Raw genomic sequence first — 17,423 nt, 5'->3', positions numbered from 1 at the left:
ATGGAGAAGCGTGATGTTCCGATGGGGTGTTTTGTCGACCGCCAAGATCGGGCGCGAGCAGCTGCTGCCCGCAATCGTCGATGCAGAGAACGGCGTGCTGTCGGCGATCGCCAGCCGCGACCTGTCGAAAGCCAAGGCGCTGGGCGACCGTTTCGGCGCGCGCCATGCCTTCGGTTCCTATGAGGAGTTGCTCGCCTCCAAGGACGTCGACGGCGTCTACATCCCGCTGCCGACCTCGCAGCACGTCGAATGGACAGCCAAGGCCATCGAGGCGGGAAAACATGTGCTGGTTGAGAAGCCTCTCGCGCTCGACGCCAAGGATATATTACCACTGATCAAGCTGCGCGATGCCAAGAAGGTGCTGGTCTGCGAAGCCTTCATGGTCATCTACCATCCGCAATGGATCAAGGTGCGCGAACTCATCGCCAGCGGCGCCATCGGCCGGCTGCGCCATGTGCAGGGCGCGTTCTCCTACTACAATGTCGACCCCAACAACATGCGCAACCAGCTTGACCTCGGTGGCGGCGCGCTGCCCGACATCGGCGTCTATCCGACGGTGTCGACACGCTTTTCCACCGGCAAGGAGCCTAGCCGTGTGCAGGCGACGATCGAGCGCGACAAAAAATTCGGGACCGACATCTACTCCTCGATCCGCGCCGATTTCGGCGACTTCGAACTGTCCTTCTATCTGTCGACGCAGATGGCGGCGCGCCAGGTGATGGTGTTCCACGGCGAGAAGGGTTTCATCGAGGTGTTCTCGCCCTTCAATGCCGGGCTCTACGATCATCACCGCGTCGAGCTGCACAACCAGAACCATACCGAGGCGCAAGTGTTCCGCTTTCCCGGCACGCAGCAGTACCGGCTGGAGGTCGAGACTTTTGCGCGGGCGGCACAGGGCGGCAAGGAGCACGTCTTCACGCTGGAAGAATCCGTGCTCAACCAGAAGGTCATCGACGCCATTTTCCGCGCCGGCGGCAAGGACGGCTGGGAAGCGGTCTGACGATTTTATCGAAGCCCGGGGGAGCAAAAAATGGCTGACGACGCGGATGTGATCATTGTCGGCGCCGGCCTCGCCGGGCTGGTTGCGGCGGCCGAGCTGACTGATGCCGGCAAGAAAATCATCATCGTCGACCAGGAGCCGGACCAGTCGCTCGGCGGCCAGGCCTTCTGGTCGTTCGGCGGCATTTTCCTGGTCGATTCGCCCGAACAGCGGCGCATGCGCATCCGCGACACCTATGATCTGGCGCTTGAGGACTGGCTGGGCACCGCCGCCTTCGACCGGCCGGAAGATCTTTGGCCACGCCGCTGGGCCGAGGCCTATGTCGGCTTTGCCGCCGGCGAGAAACGCTCGTGGCTGATACAACGCGGCCTGAAATTCTTTCCGGTGGTTGGCTGGGCCGAGCGCGGTGGCGGCAACGCCCTCGGCCACGGCAATTCAGTGCCGCGCTTCCACGTGACGTGGGGCACCGGTCCCGGCGTGCTCGAGCCTTTTGTCCAGCGCGTGCGCGAGGCGCAAAAGCAGGGGCTGATCCGCTTCAAATTCCGCCACCGGGTCAACGAACTGATCCGCACCGGCGCTGTCGTCACCGGCGTGCGCGGCGACATCTTGCAACCGAGCTCTGTCGAGCGCGGCCAAAAAAGTTCGCGCGACGTCGCCGACGATTTCGAGTTGAAGGCGCAAGCGGTCATCGTCGCCTCCGGCGGCATCGGCGCCAATCACGAGCTGGTGCGCAAGAACTGGCCGCAACGGCTGGGCACTCCGCCAAAACACATGATCACCGGCGTTCCCGACCATGTCGACGGCCGCATGCTGGCGATATCAGAGGCGGCTGGCGGTTCGATCATCAACCGCGACCGCATGTGGCATTATGTCGAGGGCATCAAGAACTGGGCGCCGATCTGGACCGACCATGCGATCCGCATCCTGCCCGGCCCATCATCGCTGTGGCTCGATGCGCGCGGCAAGCGCCTGCCGGTGCCGCTCTATCCCGGCTTCGATACGCTGGGCACGCTCAGCCACATCATGGCTACTGGCTTCGACTATTCCTGGTTCATTCTGACCAAAAAGATCATCCAGAAGGAGTTCGCACTGTCGGGCTCCGAGCAGAACCCCGATCTCACCGGCAAGAGCTGGCGGCAAGTGATTGGCCGCGCCACGTCGGGCATTCCCGGCCCGGTCAAGGCGTTCATGGAAAAGGGCGAAGACTTCATCGTTGAAGCCGAATTGCCGGCGCTCGTTGCCCGCATGAATGCGCTGGCCGGCGGCGAGCCGCTGCTTGAGCTCGCCCAGGTCGAGCGCGAAATCCGCGCCCGCGACCGGCAGCTCGACAATCCGTTTTCCAAGGACATGCAGATCACCGCGCTGCGTGGCGCGCGCGCCTATCTCGGCGACCGGCTGATCCGCACGGCCAAGCCGCACAAGATGCTTGACCCGGCGAACGGCCCGCTGATCGCGGTTCGGCTCAACATCCTGACCCGCAAGACGCTGGGCGGCCTGCAGACCGATCTCGACAGCCGCGTGCTTAATGCCGACGGCCAGCCGGTCGAGGGGCTCTATGCAGTCGGCGAGGTCGCCGGCTTCGGCGGTGGCGGCGTGCATGGCTATGCCGCACTGGAAGGCACGTTTCTTGGCGGCTGCATTTTTTCGGGCCGCAGCGCGGGTCGGGCAGCGGCGGCTTCAGTGGGATAGACGCGAAAAGCACCTGCATCCGTTCGGGGGTGCCGTAGCTCCTCTCATCGGCTGGCAACCACCATCCGGTTGCCCTCGCTGTCGCGGAACTCGGCGACGGTGCGGCCCCGTTGCCAGGGCGCTTCCTGCGGCTCGGTGATGATCTCGACGCCGCGAGACTTCAAAGTCGCGATGGTCGCTTCGACGTTCCAGTCGACCAGCACCAGCACTGGCTCGGCAGCTGGCGCTGCATCGGCCCGCCTGACGAAATGCAGGTTGGTAACGGCATGAGGAAACGCCAGCTCGATCCAGCGCCAACCCCCGTCGCCCATCGGCTGGTCGGCTATGACCTGGCAGCCGAGATGATCGGTGTAGAACGCCTTGGCGCGGTCCTGGTCGAACACCGGCAATTCGGCAAACTGGATGTGCATGACATGTCTCTCCTGCTCTCTGATGGCCACGGCGCAGCCCCCACCGGTGAAAGACGATGTGGGTGGTCAAAAAGATTCTCAGGGGTGCGAGAATCTTTTCGGCACCGCGAAACGTCCTTTGAGCAGACCAACCAACAGGAGACGGACGATGGGCTACACGATCATTCGCTATGGCGTGAAGGACGCTGAGCTGGCGGAGAACCGCGCGCTGGTGACCAAGGTGTTCGAGGCGCTGGCCGAGGCGGCGCCACCAGCCGTGGGCTATCTCGTGCTCGAACTGGACAATGGCGAGTTCATCCACATCGTCGGTCAGGACAAGGAAAGTTCCGCGATTACCGGGCTGGCGGCCTTCAAGGCCTTCAGTGCGGATCATGCGGATCGGCGCGCGACGCCGGTTGTCAGATCGCCTGCCAGGATCATCGGCAATTACCGTATGCTGGCTGGCGAACGTTGAAATTCGGATCAACCGCGCGGGACCAACCATGAGCACAGCAAGACTCGACCGGCCGGCCCTGGAAGCAATGCTGGCCGGGCTGCGGCCAAAACTGCATCGCTATTGCGCCCGCATGGCCGGCTCGGTGATCGACGGCGAGGACATCGTGCAGGAGACGGTGGTGAAGGCGCTGCAGGCCATCAACGGCCGTGCCGCCGTCGAGCGCCCCGAGCAATGGCTGTTTCGCATCGCCCACAATGCCGCGCAGGATCATCTGCGCCGGCGCAACCGGGAAAGGTTGCGCATCACCGAGGCCGACATGACGACGATCGAGGACCCCTCCGGCAGCGCCGACGCCAGGCTCGCCGCGGCGACCGGCCTGCGCTCCTTCATGCAGCTTTCAGTGGCGCAGCGCAGTGCGGTCATCCTGGTCGACGTGCTCGGCCTCAGCCTGCACGAGACCTGCGACGTCTCCGGCGCGACGCTGGCCGCGACCAAGGCGGCCCTGCATCGCGGGCGGGCGCAGCTGCGCTTGCTGGCGTCAGCGCCGGACGAGGCACCCGTGCCCAGGCTCGATCCCGACGATGAGCGGCGCCTGCGCCACTATGTCGATCTGTTCAACGCGCGCGATTTCGACGCCGTGCGGGCGCTGATCGCCGAGGATATCCAACTCGAAGTCGTCAACCGCACGCGGCTGCATGGCAAGGCGCAGGCATCGACCTATTTCGGCAATTACGACCGCGTCAGTGACTGGGTGCTGTCGCTCGGCTTCGTCGAGGACCGGCCGGCCATCCTGATCCGCGACCCGCAGGCGGCAGATGCTGCCGTGCGCGGCTTCATGCTGGTCGAATGGCTGGACGAGCAGGTCATCGCGATCCGCGATTTCCGTTATGCGCCTTATTGCGTCGTCGATGCGGATATCCGGTTGATCGACGGGTGAGTGGAAACCTCTAGCCGTTGAACTTCTTGATCGCTTCGGCGCTGACCGGCGTGAAGAAATTGATCAGATTCCCGTCGGGGTCACGAAACAGCAAGGAGCGGTTTCCCCATGGCATGGTTGTCGGCTGCTGGACAAATTCACTGACGACCTTGCCCAGTCTCGCAAAATCCTTGTCGACGTCATCGACGCGGAACTCGATGATGCAGCTGTGGTTGGCGGCAGGGCGCGCGGAGCCGGCGCCGAACAGGGCCACGGTGCGCTCGCTGCCTATTGCCAGGGTACAGGCTGGCGTCGCCAACTCGGCAAAATCGTCGGTGTAGCGCGTCGCCGACAGGCCTGTGATGGCTTCATAGAATTCAACCAGGCGGCCGACGTCGCTGGCAATTATGCGCACCGAAACGAAATTCATGGTGTTCTCCTTCTGCGGGGCGATGTTCCCGACTTTTTGCCGCGGGGGTGCGGCGCTGGGCGGCTTGTGGCAGGGTCCTGCTGACAGCTTCCCGTCAGCAGCGAGACCGCCATGCGCCGAGCCGACCGCCTGTTTCAGATTATCCAGATCATGCGGCGCTCCACCCGCCCGATCACCGCCGGCATGCTGGCCGAAGAGCTGGAGGTGTCGAAGCGGTGCGTCTACCGCGACATGGCGGACCTGATCGGGCAAAGGGTGCCGATCCGCGGCGAGGCTGGACTCGGCTATGTCCTCGACAGCGATTTCGACATGCCACCGCTGATGCTGACACAAGATGAGATCGAAGCCGCGGTGCTTGGCGCGCAACTGGTCGCCGAGCGCGGCGACCCCGTGCTGGCGCTTGCGGCGCGCGACCTGATTGCCAAGATCGCCACCGTCGTGCCAGAACGTCTGCGGCCGTTCATCGCCGAGCCGGCCACCGGGGTGGCGCCGGCCAGGGTGCTCGCCCCCGACGTCCTGGATATTGCGAAAACCCGTCTATGGATACGCAACGGGCGCAAGATACGGATCCGCTATCGAAACCAGGAGGCGCAAGACAGCGAGCGTGTCATCTGGCCGGTCATTATCGGCTATGCCGAGACAGTGCGCCTGCTGGCTGCCTGGTGCGAGCTGCGCCAGGCGTTTCGCAACTTCAGGACGGATCGCATCGTCGCCGCCGAATTTCTTGACGAGAATCACGGCAGTCGTCTCGGCGAGCTGAGAACCCGATGGAAACGCCATATGGAGAGCGAGCGCGGTGTGCGGCTGTCATAGCGGGCGGGTTCGGCACGGGCGCGGCTGCGGACTTCGCGCAGATGCGCCGTCTGGCGTCAAAGGAACAAAGTTGAGGAGAATTCAATCTAAAGCGACTTCGCCAAGGTCGCGGCCGCGCACGGACAGCCGTTCACTCCGGCAACCCGGCGAACCGCATCTGCGTGATCCAGCGATCGAGGCTTCCGGGTGCGGTCCAAATCTTGTCCCACTCCCTGCGTTCTTTGCTGATGGATTCACCAGGAGTGTTCTGGAGGAAAACTGCAAGCGCTTCCTTTGCCTCTCGCTGGTTTCCCAGGCAGGCGTGGATCCCCGCAAGCATGCGCTGTGCGCCGCTCGGGATTCTGGCCATTTTCCGCATCGCTGCCAGCGCCGCCCCACAATCATTCTTTTCCCAGAGCGCCCAGCCCATCTGCCAGTGAAAAAAGTCAGGGTGGAAGGGATCGATGCCCTTGGCCTGCTCGATCCGATCGATCGCTTCGTCGGCGCGGCCAACATACAGCAGCACGTCCGTACTCATGACGAGGATATGCGAGGCGCTGGGGTTCAAGGCGATCGCCTGATCGTACTGGGCAAGGGCCTGCTCGACCTCTCCGGCTTCGGTGTGGATGCTGGCGCGGACCTCATGCGCTGCAGCGTCATCAGGGGCGAGCAGGATGGCCTTGTCGGCGTATTCGGCCGCGAGTTTCAACGCCTCGTCCCGGTTGTGTTCCTGCGCGTGCCAGCCGAATACCGCGTCATTGCGATCGGACCAGGCCAGCCCGATATAGCCGAACTGGGCGTTCGGATCCGCTTCGACCGCCTTGAGGCTGAACTGCCTTAACAGCTCGGTCCCCTCGGCTGTGATATCCTCTCCGATCAGGGCCCTCCCCGTCAGGTAATAGCTGAGCGCGCTGACCTGCGCGGCATCGCTCTGTGGCAAGGGTCGCTCGATCCTTACTCCGACCCGATCCGCAAGCGTGCGGATGATTTCCTCCTGGACGACGAAAAGATCGCCGATCTCCCGGTTGTAGGAGTTGGCCCAGACATGTGATCCGTCATGCGCATTCAGCAACTGGGCGGACACTTTCAGCCGATCTCCGATCTTCTGCTGGCTGCCTTCGAGCAGGTAGTCGACGCCGAGTTCATCTCCAATCTGCCTGGTGTCGATGGGTTTATCGCGGTACCTGAAGCTCGAGTTCCGCGCGATGACGGCATAAGTCTTGCTCCGCGCCAGCGCGGTGATGATCCCCTCGGCAACGGCATCGCTGAGATATCCCTTGTCCGCACCGGCACTCATGTCGTCGAAGGGAAGGACCGCAATCCTGGGCATGTCGCCCGAACGAACGGGGGCGGCTCGCCATGCTTCCGCGCCGTAGTATGCGCCGATCGCTGCCGCGACGAGAACGATCGCAGCAAGAATGAACCCGCGTTGCGAAAACCGTGTCCTGGCTCGTTCCGTGACCACCGCGGCGTTTGCTGTGTCCGATGGATCGGCATTCAGCCGGTAACCTCTCCTGGGGAGGGTTTCCACGATCGCATGCGCGTCGTCCCTCAATGCGCGGCGAATATCGGCAATGCATTGGGTAAGGCTGTCGTCGGTCACGAACGTATCGGGCCAAACCGCCTCCATCAGCGCATCCTTGGACGCGATCTCGCCCGGTCGCGCCGCGAGCACGGAGAGCACCTCGGCGGACTGGCTGCGGAGATCGACAGCCTTGCCTTCAACCGTTCGGAGTTCGTTGATTCTGGTCAGGAAAACAAAACCGCCGAACGTGATCGTTTCGGCAGATTTCGGGTCAATTTCAGGAGCCTTTCGGGACATTTCACCCTCATGGCGCGCTCCCTAGCCTAGCCCATTCGGTCGCAGCATCCAAGCGATCCCCGCGGCTCTGGATTGGACAGGAGGCTGACATGAAACGGACCAGGTTCATCATCGCTGTCGCCCTGCTTTTGACAGCGCAAACGGCTGCAAAAGCGGACTCCCAAATTATGAATGCAACCGCGCATGTTGTTTCTCTTGCATTTGCAAATGGCGGTATCGACGAACGGCGAGAACAGAAACCCTTCGATACATACGCGCTCTGTCTGGCATGGAAACATCAGAAGGATTTCCTTCCTCCCGATCCGCCCGCTTTTGTCTCTTTCGTATATTGTGCGCAAACAGAGGCGACGCCCGCATCATCCTGAGCGCGAATGACAGAGCCGGCGTCTCGCGGCGTGTCGCGAATGTTTGGTATGAGCTGAGGCGGCGCCCCGGCGAAGAACCAGACGAGAATAGACGGACTGGGCAACTGCGAACTGATGTGGGCTCGAAGGCTTCCCAGGGCAAATCAGTGAATTGCGAATGGCGCGCCCGAAGAGATTCGAACTCCTGACCCCCAGATTCGTAGTCTGGTGCTCTATCCAGCTGAGCTACGGGCGCGCAACAGGCCATGCTTGGCATAGCCCCGCAAACCGATCCTGACGACCGGCCGCGACAAGACGTGTTCCCTAGCGACTGAATTTCCGAAAAGCAAGCCGATCCGACAAAAGTTTTGTCGCAGGCAGATCGAGGTGTGTTGAGATTCAGCTCAAGCCGCGTCGAAAATGGCTGATACCGAGAACCGGAGCGGAGCGTACTTTTGGTACGTGAGCACCGGAAGCGCAGGTATCAGCCATTTGCAGGCCAGGCTCAGCTGAATATCAACACACCTTAGGCCGGGCGGCGCAGGCCGTTGCGGGCCTGGTCGAGGCGGACCGGCTGGTCGGGAATGGTGACGGCGAAGGTGGTGCTGCCGCCGATCGATTCGACAAGCTCGACCGTGCCGCCATGCGCGCGGATCAATTCATGGGCGATCGCCAGGCCAAGGCCGGTGCCGCCGCTGCGGGCCGAACCGCGAAACGCGGCGAACAGGTTTTCGCGCGCTTTCGGCGGCAGGCCGGGGCCGGTGTCGCTGACGGCGATGCGGCTGACGCTGCCCAGGCGCACCGCCGACACGGCGAGGCGCCGCACCAGGGCGCTTTCGGTGTCCGCCGCCATCGCCTGCACGGCGTTGCGGCAAAGGTTGGTCAGCACCCGGAACAACTGGTCGGAATCGGCGTCGACCTCGAAGGTCAGGTCGACGGCGTTGACGAATTCGATGCCGTCCTCGATGTCGAGCAGGCCGTGCACGTCCTCGACCAGCTGGCGCAGCCGCAGACGGCGGCGCGACGGCGGCGGCTCCTGGGTGCGGCCATAGGCCAGCACGCCTTCCGAATAGGAGACGGCGCGGTCGAGCGCACGCAGCAGTTTCGGCGCGAAGGACTGCACGGTCGGATCCTTGACCTGGCGCAAGCGGTCCGACATCAGCTGCGCCGAGGCCAGGATGTTGCGCATGTCGTGGTTGATCTTCGACACGGCGAGGCCAAGGTCGACCAGATGCTTCTGCTCCGACAGCATCTTCTGCAACCGCTCCTGCATCAGCGACAGCTCGCGTTCGGCGACGCCGATCTCGTCGGCGCGGGCGGCGGGGCGAATGATCCGCCCGGGGTCGTCGGGCGCCTCGGAGAAGGCCAGCATCGAGCGCGTCATCGTCCTGATCGGGCCGATCATGATCAGGTCGATCGCGGCATAGACCAGCATGGCGGTAAACAGCGAGATCAGCAGCGAGACGAAGGCGACGTTGCGCGAATAGACCAGCATGGCATCGCGTAGGCTGCGGTCGGGCATGATCAGCTCGAATTCCTTGTCGCTTTCGCCAACCGGCCCAAACACGCGCAGCATGCGCCTGCCGCCGAAAAACAGCGTGTCGAGGGCGCCGCTCATGCCCTTGATCATGCCGACACTGGCGATATCGATATGTTCATCGACCTGCGGCGGCATCTCGGCCACCACCAGAAGCCGCGAGACACCACCGTCGCGCACGGCGATCGCCTTGGCGCCGATCGCCATCAGCACGTCGTTCTGGGCGGCGCGGGAGAGCGAATTGGGTTCGCCCTGCACCAGCACGATCGACACCGCCGCCGCAGTGCTCAGCCGCTCCTTCAGCCAGCTCAGCCGGTAGCTGGCAATCCAGGGCAGGAAAATCAGCACTTCGGCCAACAGCACGAAGACGATGGTGAGCAGCAGCAGTTTCGTCGACAGTCCGCGCGACAAAGGCACCGTGCGGACGGCAGTGTTGGCCGGTCCGGTCCCCTCATCCACGGATGAAACTTCGCTCATTGAGACCTGTCTTCACGATCACTTGATCGCCCGAGACTAGGCGATCACGGCTTTTTTGCCAATTTCATCCTTCGTCGCACGGCGGCAGCGGCACAAAAACCGCGTCCATCCGCCCGACAGCGCCGCGACGAACTGCGAGTTCGCGCTGCGACGAACTGCTGGCTCGCGCTGGATTGACTCCCAAAAGCCTTCTTTCTATAAGCCGCTCACGCTCGGGCCATTCGTCCCGGCGCGGTTTCGATCGCGCCAAAACCGGCCCGGCAAAGCTCCTGTTACAAAGTGACAGAATCAAGAAGGGCCGCACCCCGCGGTATTAAAACAAATGAAGCGTACCTACCAACCGTCTAAACTCGTCCGCAAGCGCCGGCACGGTTTCCGTGCCCGCATGGCCACCAAGGGTGGTCGCGGCGTCGTCGCAGCCCGCCGCAACCGCGGTCGCAAGCGGCTGAGCGCCTGAACGGAAGACGAGATCGTTGCCCGCAACCGGCAAGCCAGTGGGACCACATCCCAAGCGGCTTCTGAAGCGCGCGGAATTTCTGGCCGTCCGCCGCGGTGAAAAGCGGCGCGGGCGGCTTTTTCTCGTTGAGGTTCTCGACCGCGGCGACGGCCTGTCGCCGCGCGTCGGCTACACCGTCACCAAGAAGGTCGGCAATGCTGTCGTGCGCAACCGCGTCCGGCGGCGGCTGAGAGAGGCCGTGCGCACGCATGCGGCCAGTGACATGGCGCCTGGCAATGACTATGTCATCGTCGGGCGCGAAGACGTGCTGACCATTCCGTTCGGCCAGTTGAAGGCCGAACTCTCCCGCCGTCTCAGCGGAACACGATAGGCCAAGGGCTTTCGATGGAAAACAACCGGAACTTCTTCATCACCATCGCACTGTCGGTGCTGATCCTGGGGCTGTGGCAGTATTTTTACGTGCTGCCGCGCGGCGAGCAGCAGCGCGAGGCAGCCCGCATCGAAGAGCAGCGGGTGGCGGAGCAGAAGAAGGCCGCCGAGGCCGCCAAGCCTGGCGACACCACAGCGCCCGCAGCGCCGGGCGCCATTCCCAACGCGCCGGGCACCGACGCCGTGACGCCGGCCGGCCGCGAGCAGGCGCTGGCGACCAGCAAGCGCGTCAAGATCGACACGCCGAGCCTGGAAGGTTCGATCAACCTGACCGGCGCGCGGCTCGATGACCTCAGGCTCAAGCACTACACCGAGACGGTCGACAAGAACTCGCCCGAGATCAGCCTGCTCAACCCGGCGGCGCTGCCCAATGGCTATTATGCCGAGATCGGCTTTGTCGGCAACGACAAGACCGGTGCGGTTCCGGGTCCCGAGACTGTGTGGGCCGTCGACGGCAATGCGACACTGACGCCGGCAACACCGGTCACGCTGACGTTCACCAACGACAAGGGCCTGACCTTCAAGCGCACCTTTTCGGTCGACGACAACTACCTGTTCACCGTTTCCGATACGGTGCAGAATTCGGGCGCGGCTTCGGTCTCGCTGTCCAACTACGGTCGCGTCACCCGTTTCGACAAGCCGGCCGTTGCCAGCACCTATGTGCTGCATGAAGGCCTGATCGGTTTCACCGGCACGGAAGGCCTGCAGGAACACAAATACGCGTCCATCGAAAAGGACAAGCAGTTCACGCCGGGCAAGTCGACCGATGGCTGGCTCGGCATCACCGACAAGTACTGGGCGGTGACGCTGGTGCCGACCGAGAAGCAGCCGTTCCAGCCGCGCTACGCCTATTTCGAAGACGGCCGTCATCGCTACCAGTCCGACTTCCTGACCGACCCGATCACGGTCGACGCCGGCCAGTCGGCGACGGTGGAGAGCGAAATCTTCGCCGGCGCCAAAGAGGTCGGCAAGATCAACGCCTACGCGGAAGACCGCCACATCAAGCGGTTCGATCTGTTGATCGACTGGGGCTGGTTCCACTTCATCACCAAGCCGATGTTCTGGCTGATCGACACGCTCTACAAATTCTTCGGCAATTTCGGCCTGGCCATCCTCGCCACCACCGTCATCGTCAAGGCCATCTTCTTCCCGCTCGCCAACAAATCCTACGCGTCGATGGCGAACATGAAGAAGGTGCAGCCCAAAATGCTCGAGATCCGCGAGAAATACGCGGACGACAAGATGGCGCAGCAAAAGGCGATGATGGAGCTCTACAAGACCGAGAAGATCAATCCGTTGGCCGGCTGCTGGCCGGTGGCGCTTCAGATCCCGGTCTTCTTCTCGCTCTACAAGGTGCTTTACATCACCATCGAGATGCGGCACGCGCCGTTCTTCGGCTGGATCCAGGATCTGGCCGCACCCGATCCGACGTCGCTGTTCAACCTGTTCGGCCTCATCCCGATCACGCTGCCGCATATGCTGATGATCGGCGTTTGGCCGCTGATCATGGGCGTCACCATGTTCCTGCAGATGCGCATGAACCCGACGCCGCCGGATCCGACGCAAGCCGCGATCTTCACCTGGATGCCGATCATCTTCACCTTCATGATGGCAAGCTTCCCGGCCGGCCTGGTCATCTACTGGGCCTGGAACAACTCGCTGTCGATCCTGCAGCAGGGCGTGATCATGAAGCGCCAGGGCGCCAAGATCGAATTGTGGGACAATCTGGTGGCATTGTTTCGGAAGAAACCGTCGCCGGCTGAATAGCCGGCGCCCCGCTCGCTAAATCAAAAAAGCCCCGGTCCGTCCGGGGGTTTTTTTTGGGGCGAGCGCTCGATCACGTTCCCGTGAGCCGCGAAACTAGCGCCGCCCGGCCGGCGTGACTGCCTCTGACTTTCCAGGGCGCTCGAAATCGCTCAGCCCCCATCCGGAGACCGCTTCGTTTGATCCTATAGCCTCGCGGCTTGCGTCGCGGGGACGCTGGCCGTGGGCCGGCGCAGTTCATATAACTATTTGTTTTTATTGTATTTTTTCTTCCGCTGACGGAAACTATCCTTTCGCCGCCGCGTAACTCTCTCCGACAATCGAATCAACAATTGTCGCATCAGAAGGGTTCTCCAATGGCAAAGTCCATCCTCAAGGCATTCTGCATTTCCGCTGGTCTCGCGCTGTCCGGCCTCGCTGCCACGACGGCCTATTCGCTCGCCAACCCCGCCGTCGGCGGCGCCGCGATGCTGACCTCGAAGAACATCGTCGAAAACGCCGTCAACTCGCCGATCCACAAGACCCTGGTCGCGGCCGTCAAGGCAGCCGGCCTGGTCGAAACGCTGGAGAGCGCCGGCCCCTTCACCGTATTCGCGCCGACGGATTCCGCCTTCAAGAAGCTGCCCGCCGGCACCGTCGCCACGCTGGTCAAGCCCGAGAACAAGGCCCAGCTCACCAAGATCCTGACCGCCCATGTCGTGGCCGGTAAGATCTCCGCCAAGGACATGATGACCAAGGCCAAGGCGATGGGCGGCAAATACGAGATGAAGACGGTGAGCGGCGACACGCTGACCGCCGAAGTCAAAGGCGGTTCGCTCTACATCGTCGACGAGTCCGGCGACACCGCCAAGGTTACGGTGGCCGACGTCAACCAGTCGAATGGCGTCATCCACGTCGTCAACAAGGTGCTCTTGCCGAAGTAACGGTTCCGACAATGGAAAAGGCAGCTGTCCCGTCGGCTTTCTGGGATCCTGCCTTTTCAACCTCATGAGAGGTCAAGTTTCGGAGCTCTCTCGGCACGGCCGGGGTCCTGCAGTCCCTCGCAGGGCCCCGGTTTTAGCTTCGAAGAGACCCCCGGTTCATTCGGAGTTTTTTGCCCGGCGACCCAGCCGGCGAAACTTTGGCCTGCCACGCGCCGTAACTGCGCCGTTGCCGCGGTGTGTTCGCGACGACGCCAAGATACCCTTGCCATAACGGCTTCCGGCGCACAGGCGCCGGTGTTTGGGAGGCCGTGGCGGCAGACCGGGGTCCTGAAGGTCCTTCTCAGGACCCCGGTTTATCTGCGAAACCGGCCGGCATTCGGCAATTTCGTGCGGCTTCAGGACAATGCCGACGGCGCGGTAGACGCAGCCGCGGCGCGCCCCTATAAGCGCCCTTTCGTTTCAGGAACGCTCCATCGATGAACAGCCAGGGTTGATCCGTTCCGCAGGCCGTTGGTGCCGCCGGGCGGATCGCGCTATTTTGACCTTGCCTGTTACCGGATTTGACGGAGCCAGACCATGATCGGACCCAATCCCAACATCAAGCATCCGATCCCGATGCATATGCGCGTCGGTTTCCTGAAGGGGCTGGTGACGGCGCCGAACATCGAGATCGGCGACTACACCTACTACGACGACCCCGATGGACCCGACAAATTCGCCGAGCGATGCGTGCTGCATCACTACCCGTTCATCGGCGACCGGCTGATCATCGGCAAGTTCTGCGCCATCGCCGAGGGCGCGCGCTTCATCATGAACGGCGCCAATCATGCGATGTCCGGTTTTTCGACCTATCCGTTCAACATCTTCGGCCATGGCTGGGAGGACGGTTTCGACCCGAAGAGCTGGTCGAAGGAATTGCGCGGCGACACGGTGCTCGGCAATGATGTATGGATCGGCATGGAAGCGGTTATCCTGCCCGGCGTGACAATCGGCGACGGCGCCATCATAGCTGCAAAATCGGTGGTGACGCATGACGTGCCGGCCTATGCGATCGTCGCCGGCAATGCGGCCAAGGTGGTGAAGATGCGCTTCGACGACAGGACGATCCGGCGGCTTTTGGCAGTGGCCTGGTGGGACTGGCCGGTGGAAAAGGTCAGCCGCAACCTCAATGCCATTCGTGGCGCCGACATTTCCCTTCTGGAGGCAGCGGTTTGAACGCGTTGAACAAGACTGTGATTGGCACCGAACTGTTTACCCGGGCCTGGATCTTCATCCGCGGCGTGCCGGCGATGAAGTTCCTGCCGCCGGAAGGGCCGCCGGAGATCGCCTTTGCCGGGCGCTCGAATGTCGGCAAGTCGTCGCTGATCAACGCGCTGGTCAATCAGAAAGGGCTGGCGCGCACCTCCAACACGCCGGGGCGCACGCAAGAGCTCAACTATTTCGTGCCGGATGGATTTTCGGGCGAAGGCGCCGACCTGCCGCCGATGGCGCTGGTCGACATGCCGGGCTACGGCTATGCCACCGCGCCCAAGGAGAAAGTCGACGAGTGGACCAAGCTGGTCTTCGACTATCTCAAGGGCCGGGTCACGCTGAAGCGCGTTTATGTGCTGATCGACGCCCGCCATGGCATCAAGGCCAAGGACGACGAGGTGCTGTCGCTACTCGACAAGGCGGCGGTGTCCTATCAGATCGTGCTGACCAAGACCGACAAGATCAAGGCGGCCGGCGTGCCGCGGCTGATCGAAGAGACGCTTTTGAAAATCAAGAAGCGGCCGGCCGCATTTCCGTTTGTGCTCGCCACCTCATCGGAAAAGAGCGAGGGCCTCGAGGAATTGAAGGCCGCGATCGTGCTCGCGGCCAATGGCGGCTAGGGCATACCTGCAGGCTCTAACCCCTTGCCTCCAGGGCAATCCTCTGGTGGCTTTCTTCCGTGGCAAGAGCTTCGGTGCCGTAGGCTTTCAGGAACATGCCGACGCCTGACCTGACGACGCTGTCGATTTCATCCTCGCCCGGGGCTTCCGTGCGGTAGGCGAAGATGCACTGGCGAAAAAGGCCGGCCAGGCACAGATCGGTGAACTGATAGGCGGCAAGGTCGACATCGTCGATCTTGAGCAGGCCGCGCTCGATGGCGGCATTGAGAAAGACCACGAACTTGTCATGGCCGCGCTTGGGGCCGCGTTCGTAAAAGCGCGCGCCCATGTCGGGTATCCTGTCGGACGCGCCGATCACCGTGCGCTGCGCCTGGATGACCTTGGCCGAGGTGATCTTGATGGACAGCACCTTGCCGAACTTCACCAGCGTCTCGCGCAAATCGTCGGCGCGGTCCAGCACATCGTACATGTTCTTGAAGATGGTGCCGCGCTCTTCCTCGATCAGCGCTTCGAACAGCTCTTCCTTGTTGGCGAAGTAGACATAGATCGTGCCCTTGGAGACACCGGCCTCGCGGGTGATGTCGTTCATCGACGCCGCTTCGAAGCCCTTGTCGATGAAGACACGACGGGCGCCGTCGATGATCTGGCTGCGTTTGAGCGGATCCTGTCCTGCTGCCGGGCGGCCACGACGCAGGCTGTCCAGCACATCGCACTGCTCCTCGCCGGCATCGGGTAATATTTCGACCATAAAAGTCACACCTCGCAAAATAATTCGAACCGATCGGTTCGATTGCCCTTGATATGGGCCTGTTTCCGCGCTAAGTCAATGTCCGCATCGAACCGAACGGTTCAGTATAACAGATTTTCCTCATATTAGACCTGCTGAGAGATACCATGTCCTCGAACGCGCCTGTCACCGCCGAAGTCCGTCCTTTTCCCAACGCCAAGGTCGCCCCCGCGACCGAAGCGCCGGGAGTCCCCGTCCAGCCCGCAGCCGCCACGCCCGTCGAAGCGCCGGCCAAGAAGAAGCGTTCTGTGCGCTCCTTTCTGCTGCCGATCATCGCAGCTGGCCTGCTCAGCGCCGGCGCCTGGTACGGCTACAATTACTGGACCGACGGCCGCTTCATGATCTCGACCGACGATGCCTATGTCCAGGCCGACATGGCGTTCATTTCGCCCAAGATTTCCGGTTATGTCGATCAGGTCAAGGTGATCGAGAACCAGCAGGTCAAGGCCGGCGACCCGCTGTTGGTCGTCGATGACGGCGACTACAGAATAGCCGTTGCCCAGGCCGAGGCGCAGATCGCCACCTTGAGCAAGACGCTCGACCGCATCGATGCCCAGACTGAAGCCGCGCGCGCCTCGTTCAGCCAGGCGCAGGCGCAGAAGACCGCCGACCAGGCCGCGGCCGACAACGCCGCCCGTGCGCAGTCGCGCGCCGCGCAATTGCTGAAGACCCATGTCGGCACGCAGGCGCAGCTGGACGATGCCCAGACCGCGGTCGATCAGGCCAATGCAGCCCTTGTCGGCGCCGACGCGCAGATCGCCGCGGCGCAGGCCAATATCGGCGTGCTGCAGGCGCAGCGCGCGGAATCGGCAAGCACGCTGGCCTCGCTGCAGCTGAGCCGGGACAAGGCCGTGCGCGACCTCTCCTTCACCGTGCTCAAGGCGCCTTATGACGGCGTCGTCGGCAACCGCTCGGTCGAGCAGGGCGACCTGATCAGCCCCGGACAGAAGCTCGCCGTCATCGTGCCCATGGACAAGCTCTATATCGTCGCCAATTTCAAGGAGACGCAGCTTGCCCGCCTGGTGCCCGGCGAGAAGGTCAGGATTTCGGTCGATGCGACCGACGGCCAGGATTTCGAGGGCACCGTGTCGTCGCTGGCGCCGGCTTCGGGTGCGGTGTTCTCGATGCTGCCGCCTGAAAACGCCACCGGCAACTTCACCAAGGTCGTGCAACGCGTTCCGGTTCGCATCGACGTTCCGGCTGACGTGCTGAAGACCGGCAGGCTGCGCGCGGGCTTGAGCGTCGTCGTCGCCGTCGACAGCCGTACGGCACCTTCGGCGTCGAAGTAAGCGCAAACCGGGAGCTAGGGTCATGGCGACCGCAACCCTGACAGCAGGAT

The 17,423-nt window shown here is 62.8% G+C and carries 18 protein-coding genes and 1 tRNA gene; 13 read left to right on the top strand and 6 right to left on the bottom strand.

Features of this window, described 5'->3' with window-relative positions; genetic code table 11:
• Positions 1–13 precede the first annotated feature (13 nt).
• Positions 14–1,000 (top strand): Gfo/Idh/MocA family protein, encoded by a 987-nt coding sequence (locus AC1DVW_RS05295; protein ID WP_477274187.1) that lies wholly within the window; start codon positions 14–16, stop codon positions 998–1,000.
• Between the two features lie 30 nt (positions 1,001–1,030).
• Positions 1,031–2,689, top strand: coding sequence for an FAD-binding dehydrogenase (locus tag AC1DVW_RS05290; RefSeq protein ID WP_477321683.1), 1,659 nt, complete (start codon positions 1,031–1,033; stop codon positions 2,687–2,689).
• 44 nt (positions 2,690–2,733) lie between these two features.
• Here AC1DVW_RS05290 and AC1DVW_RS05285 read toward each other — a convergent pair whose 3' ends face one another.
• Positions 2,734–3,099, bottom strand: a complete 366-nt coding sequence (locus AC1DVW_RS05285; RefSeq protein ID WP_477321681.1) for a VOC family protein — start codon at positions 3,097–3,099, stop codon at positions 2,734–2,736.
• 148 nt (positions 3,100–3,247) lie between these two features.
• Here AC1DVW_RS05285 and AC1DVW_RS05280 point away from each other — a divergent pair, with 148 nt between their 5' ends.
• On the top strand, positions 3,248–3,553 hold the full coding sequence (locus tag AC1DVW_RS05280) for a hypothetical protein (protein ID WP_477321679.1): 306 nt from the start codon (positions 3,248–3,250) through the stop codon (positions 3,551–3,553).
• A gap of 28 nt (positions 3,554–3,581) precedes the next feature.
• The gene (locus AC1DVW_RS05275) at positions 3,582–4,472 is read left to right on the top strand and encodes a sigma-70 family RNA polymerase sigma factor (RefSeq protein ID WP_477321677.1); all 891 of its coding nucleotides are present in this window, start codon (positions 3,582–3,584) and stop codon (positions 4,470–4,472) included.
• A gap of 10 nt (positions 4,473–4,482) precedes the next feature.
• On the opposite strand, the gene AC1DVW_RS05270 is transcribed toward AC1DVW_RS05275, so the two are convergent.
• Positions 4,483–4,881 carry a VOC family protein gene (locus AC1DVW_RS05270; RefSeq protein ID WP_477321675.1) on the bottom strand — a complete coding sequence of 133 codons (399 nt, stop codon included), beginning with the start codon at positions 4,879–4,881 and terminating at the stop codon, positions 4,483–4,485.
• 111 nt (positions 4,882–4,992) lie between these two features.
• On the opposite strand from AC1DVW_RS05270, the gene AC1DVW_RS05265 reads away from it, so the two are divergent.
• On the top strand, positions 4,993–5,694 hold the full coding sequence (locus tag AC1DVW_RS05265) for a helix-turn-helix transcriptional regulator (RefSeq protein ID WP_477321673.1): 702 nt from the start codon (positions 4,993–4,995) through the stop codon (positions 5,692–5,694).
• A gap of 130 nt (positions 5,695–5,824) precedes the next feature.
• On the opposite strand, the gene AC1DVW_RS05260 is transcribed toward AC1DVW_RS05265, so the two are convergent.
• Entirely contained in the window at positions 5,825–7,495 is a 1,671-nt protein-coding gene (locus AC1DVW_RS05260) for a winged helix-turn-helix domain-containing tetratricopeptide repeat protein (protein WP_477321671.1), read from the bottom strand.
• A gap of 89 nt (positions 7,496–7,584) precedes the next feature.
• Here AC1DVW_RS05260 and AC1DVW_RS05255 point away from each other — a divergent pair, with 89 nt between their 5' ends.
• Positions 7,585–7,860, top strand: a complete 276-nt coding sequence (locus AC1DVW_RS05255) for a hypothetical protein (protein WP_477321669.1) — start codon at positions 7,585–7,587, stop codon at positions 7,858–7,860.
• 158 nt (positions 7,861–8,018) lie between these two features.
• On the opposite strand, the gene AC1DVW_RS05250 is transcribed toward AC1DVW_RS05255, so the two are convergent.
• Together AC1DVW_RS05250 and AC1DVW_RS05245 are read right to left on the bottom strand one after the other, a co-directional pair.
• Positions 8,019–8,095, bottom strand: a tRNA-Arg gene (locus AC1DVW_RS05250).
• A 270-nt stretch (positions 8,096–8,365) separates the two neighbouring features.
• Complete coding sequence (locus AC1DVW_RS05245; protein WP_477321667.1) at positions 8,366–9,853, bottom strand: sensor histidine kinase; 1,488 nt, start codon at positions 9,851–9,853, stop codon at positions 8,366–8,368.
• Positions 9,854–10,175: 322 nt separating this feature from the next.
• Here AC1DVW_RS05245 and rpmH point away from each other — a divergent pair, with 322 nt between their 5' ends.
• The 6 genes from rpmH to yihA all read left to right on the top strand — a co-directional run bounded on the left by rpmH (position 10,176) and on the right by yihA (position 15,297).
• On the top strand, positions 10,176–10,310 hold the full coding sequence (rpmH, locus tag AC1DVW_RS05240; RefSeq protein WP_008833937.1) for a 50S ribosomal protein L34: 135 nt from the start codon (positions 10,176–10,178) through the stop codon (positions 10,308–10,310).
• Between the two features lie 16 nt (positions 10,311–10,326).
• Positions 10,327–10,680, top strand: coding sequence for a ribonuclease P protein component (gene rnpA, locus AC1DVW_RS05235; RefSeq protein WP_477321665.1), 354 nt, complete (start codon positions 10,327–10,329; stop codon positions 10,678–10,680).
• A gap of 14 nt (positions 10,681–10,694) precedes the next feature.
• Positions 10,695–12,506: a membrane protein insertase YidC gene (gene yidC, locus AC1DVW_RS05230; RefSeq protein ID WP_477321663.1), complete on the top strand. Its 1,812-nt coding sequence runs from the start codon at positions 10,695–10,697 to the stop codon at positions 12,504–12,506.
• Between the two features lie 353 nt (positions 12,507–12,859).
• Positions 12,860–13,426: a fasciclin domain-containing protein gene (locus AC1DVW_RS05225; protein WP_477240514.1), complete on the top strand. Its 567-nt coding sequence runs from the start codon at positions 12,860–12,862 to the stop codon at positions 13,424–13,426.
• Positions 13,427–14,002: 576 nt separating this feature from the next.
• Positions 14,003–14,641: a CatB-related O-acetyltransferase gene (locus tag AC1DVW_RS05220; RefSeq protein WP_477321661.1), complete on the top strand. Its 639-nt coding sequence runs from the start codon at positions 14,003–14,005 to the stop codon at positions 14,639–14,641.
• A complete protein-coding gene (gene yihA / locus AC1DVW_RS05215; protein ID WP_477240510.1) occupies positions 14,638–15,297 on the top strand; it encodes a ribosome biogenesis GTP-binding protein YihA/YsxC in 660 nt (219 codons plus the stop codon). Before AC1DVW_RS05220 ends, yihA begins: the two co-directional genes overlap by 4 nt.
• Positions 15,298–15,313: 16 nt before the next feature.
• Here yihA and AC1DVW_RS05210 read toward each other — a convergent pair whose 3' ends face one another.
• The gene (locus tag AC1DVW_RS05210) at positions 15,314–16,045 is read right to left on the bottom strand and encodes a TetR/AcrR family transcriptional regulator (protein ID WP_477274161.1); all 732 of its coding nucleotides are present in this window, start codon (positions 16,043–16,045) and stop codon (positions 15,314–15,316) included.
• A 146-nt stretch (positions 16,046–16,191) separates the two neighbouring features.
• Between AC1DVW_RS05210 and AC1DVW_RS05205 the strand changes: the two genes are divergently transcribed.
• Positions 16,192–17,373: an HlyD family secretion protein gene (locus AC1DVW_RS05205; protein WP_477321659.1), complete on the top strand. Its 1,182-nt coding sequence runs from the start codon at positions 16,192–16,194 to the stop codon at positions 17,371–17,373.
• The last annotated feature ends 50 nt before the right edge of the window (positions 17,374–17,423 follow it).

This window comes from Mesorhizobium sp. P3_B5 (assembly GCF_056402815.1).
This window is presented reverse-complemented; position numbering and strand designations above follow the sequence as displayed.

What these genes read in the sequence shown, in the direction of transcription:
- AC1DVW_RS05295 (WP_477274187.1), top strand. Translation starts at nt 14, where the DNA reads ATGTTCCGATGGGGTGTTTTGTCGACCGCCAAGATCGGGCGCGAGCAG.
- AC1DVW_RS05290 (WP_477321683.1), top strand. Translation starts at nt 1,031, where the DNA reads ATGGCTGACGACGCGGATGTGATCATTGTCGGCGCCGGCCTCGCCGGG.
- AC1DVW_RS05285 (WP_477321681.1), bottom strand. Translation starts at nt 3,099, where the DNA reads ATGCACATCCAGTTTGCCGAATTGCCGGTGTTCGACCAGGACCGCGCC.
- AC1DVW_RS05280 (WP_477321679.1), top strand. Translation starts at nt 3,248, where the DNA reads ATGGGCTACACGATCATTCGCTATGGCGTGAAGGACGCTGAGCTGGCG.
- AC1DVW_RS05275 (WP_477321677.1), top strand. Translation starts at nt 3,582, where the DNA reads ATGAGCACAGCAAGACTCGACCGGCCGGCCCTGGAAGCAATGCTGGCC.
- AC1DVW_RS05270 (WP_477321675.1), bottom strand. Translation starts at nt 4,881, where the DNA reads ATGAATTTCGTTTCGGTGCGCATAATTGCCAGCGACGTCGGCCGCCTG.
- AC1DVW_RS05265 (WP_477321673.1), top strand. Translation starts at nt 4,993, where the DNA reads ATGCGCCGAGCCGACCGCCTGTTTCAGATTATCCAGATCATGCGGCGC.
- AC1DVW_RS05260 (WP_477321671.1), bottom strand. Translation starts at nt 7,495, where the DNA reads ATGTCCCGAAAGGCTCCTGAAATTGACCCGAAATCTGCCGAAACGATC.
- AC1DVW_RS05255 (WP_477321669.1), top strand. Translation starts at nt 7,585, where the DNA reads ATGAAACGGACCAGGTTCATCATCGCTGTCGCCCTGCTTTTGACAGCG.
- AC1DVW_RS05245 (WP_477321667.1), bottom strand. Translation starts at nt 9,853, where the DNA reads ATGAGCGAAGTTTCATCCGTGGATGAGGGGACCGGACCGGCCAACACT.
- rpmH (WP_008833937.1), top strand. Translation starts at nt 10,176, where the DNA reads ATGAAGCGTACCTACCAACCGTCTAAACTCGTCCGCAAGCGCCGGCAC.
- yidC (WP_477321663.1), top strand. Translation starts at nt 10,695, where the DNA reads ATGGAAAACAACCGGAACTTCTTCATCACCATCGCACTGTCGGTGCTG.
- AC1DVW_RS05225 (WP_477240514.1), top strand. Translation starts at nt 12,860, where the DNA reads ATGGCAAAGTCCATCCTCAAGGCATTCTGCATTTCCGCTGGTCTCGCG.
- AC1DVW_RS05220 (WP_477321661.1), top strand. Translation starts at nt 14,003, where the DNA reads ATGATCGGACCCAATCCCAACATCAAGCATCCGATCCCGATGCATATG.
- AC1DVW_RS05210 (WP_477274161.1), bottom strand. Translation starts at nt 16,045, where the DNA reads ATGGTCGAAATATTACCCGATGCCGGCGAGGAGCAGTGCGATGTGCTG.
- AC1DVW_RS05205 (WP_477321659.1), top strand. Translation starts at nt 16,192, where the DNA reads ATGTCCTCGAACGCGCCTGTCACCGCCGAAGTCCGTCCTTTTCCCAAC.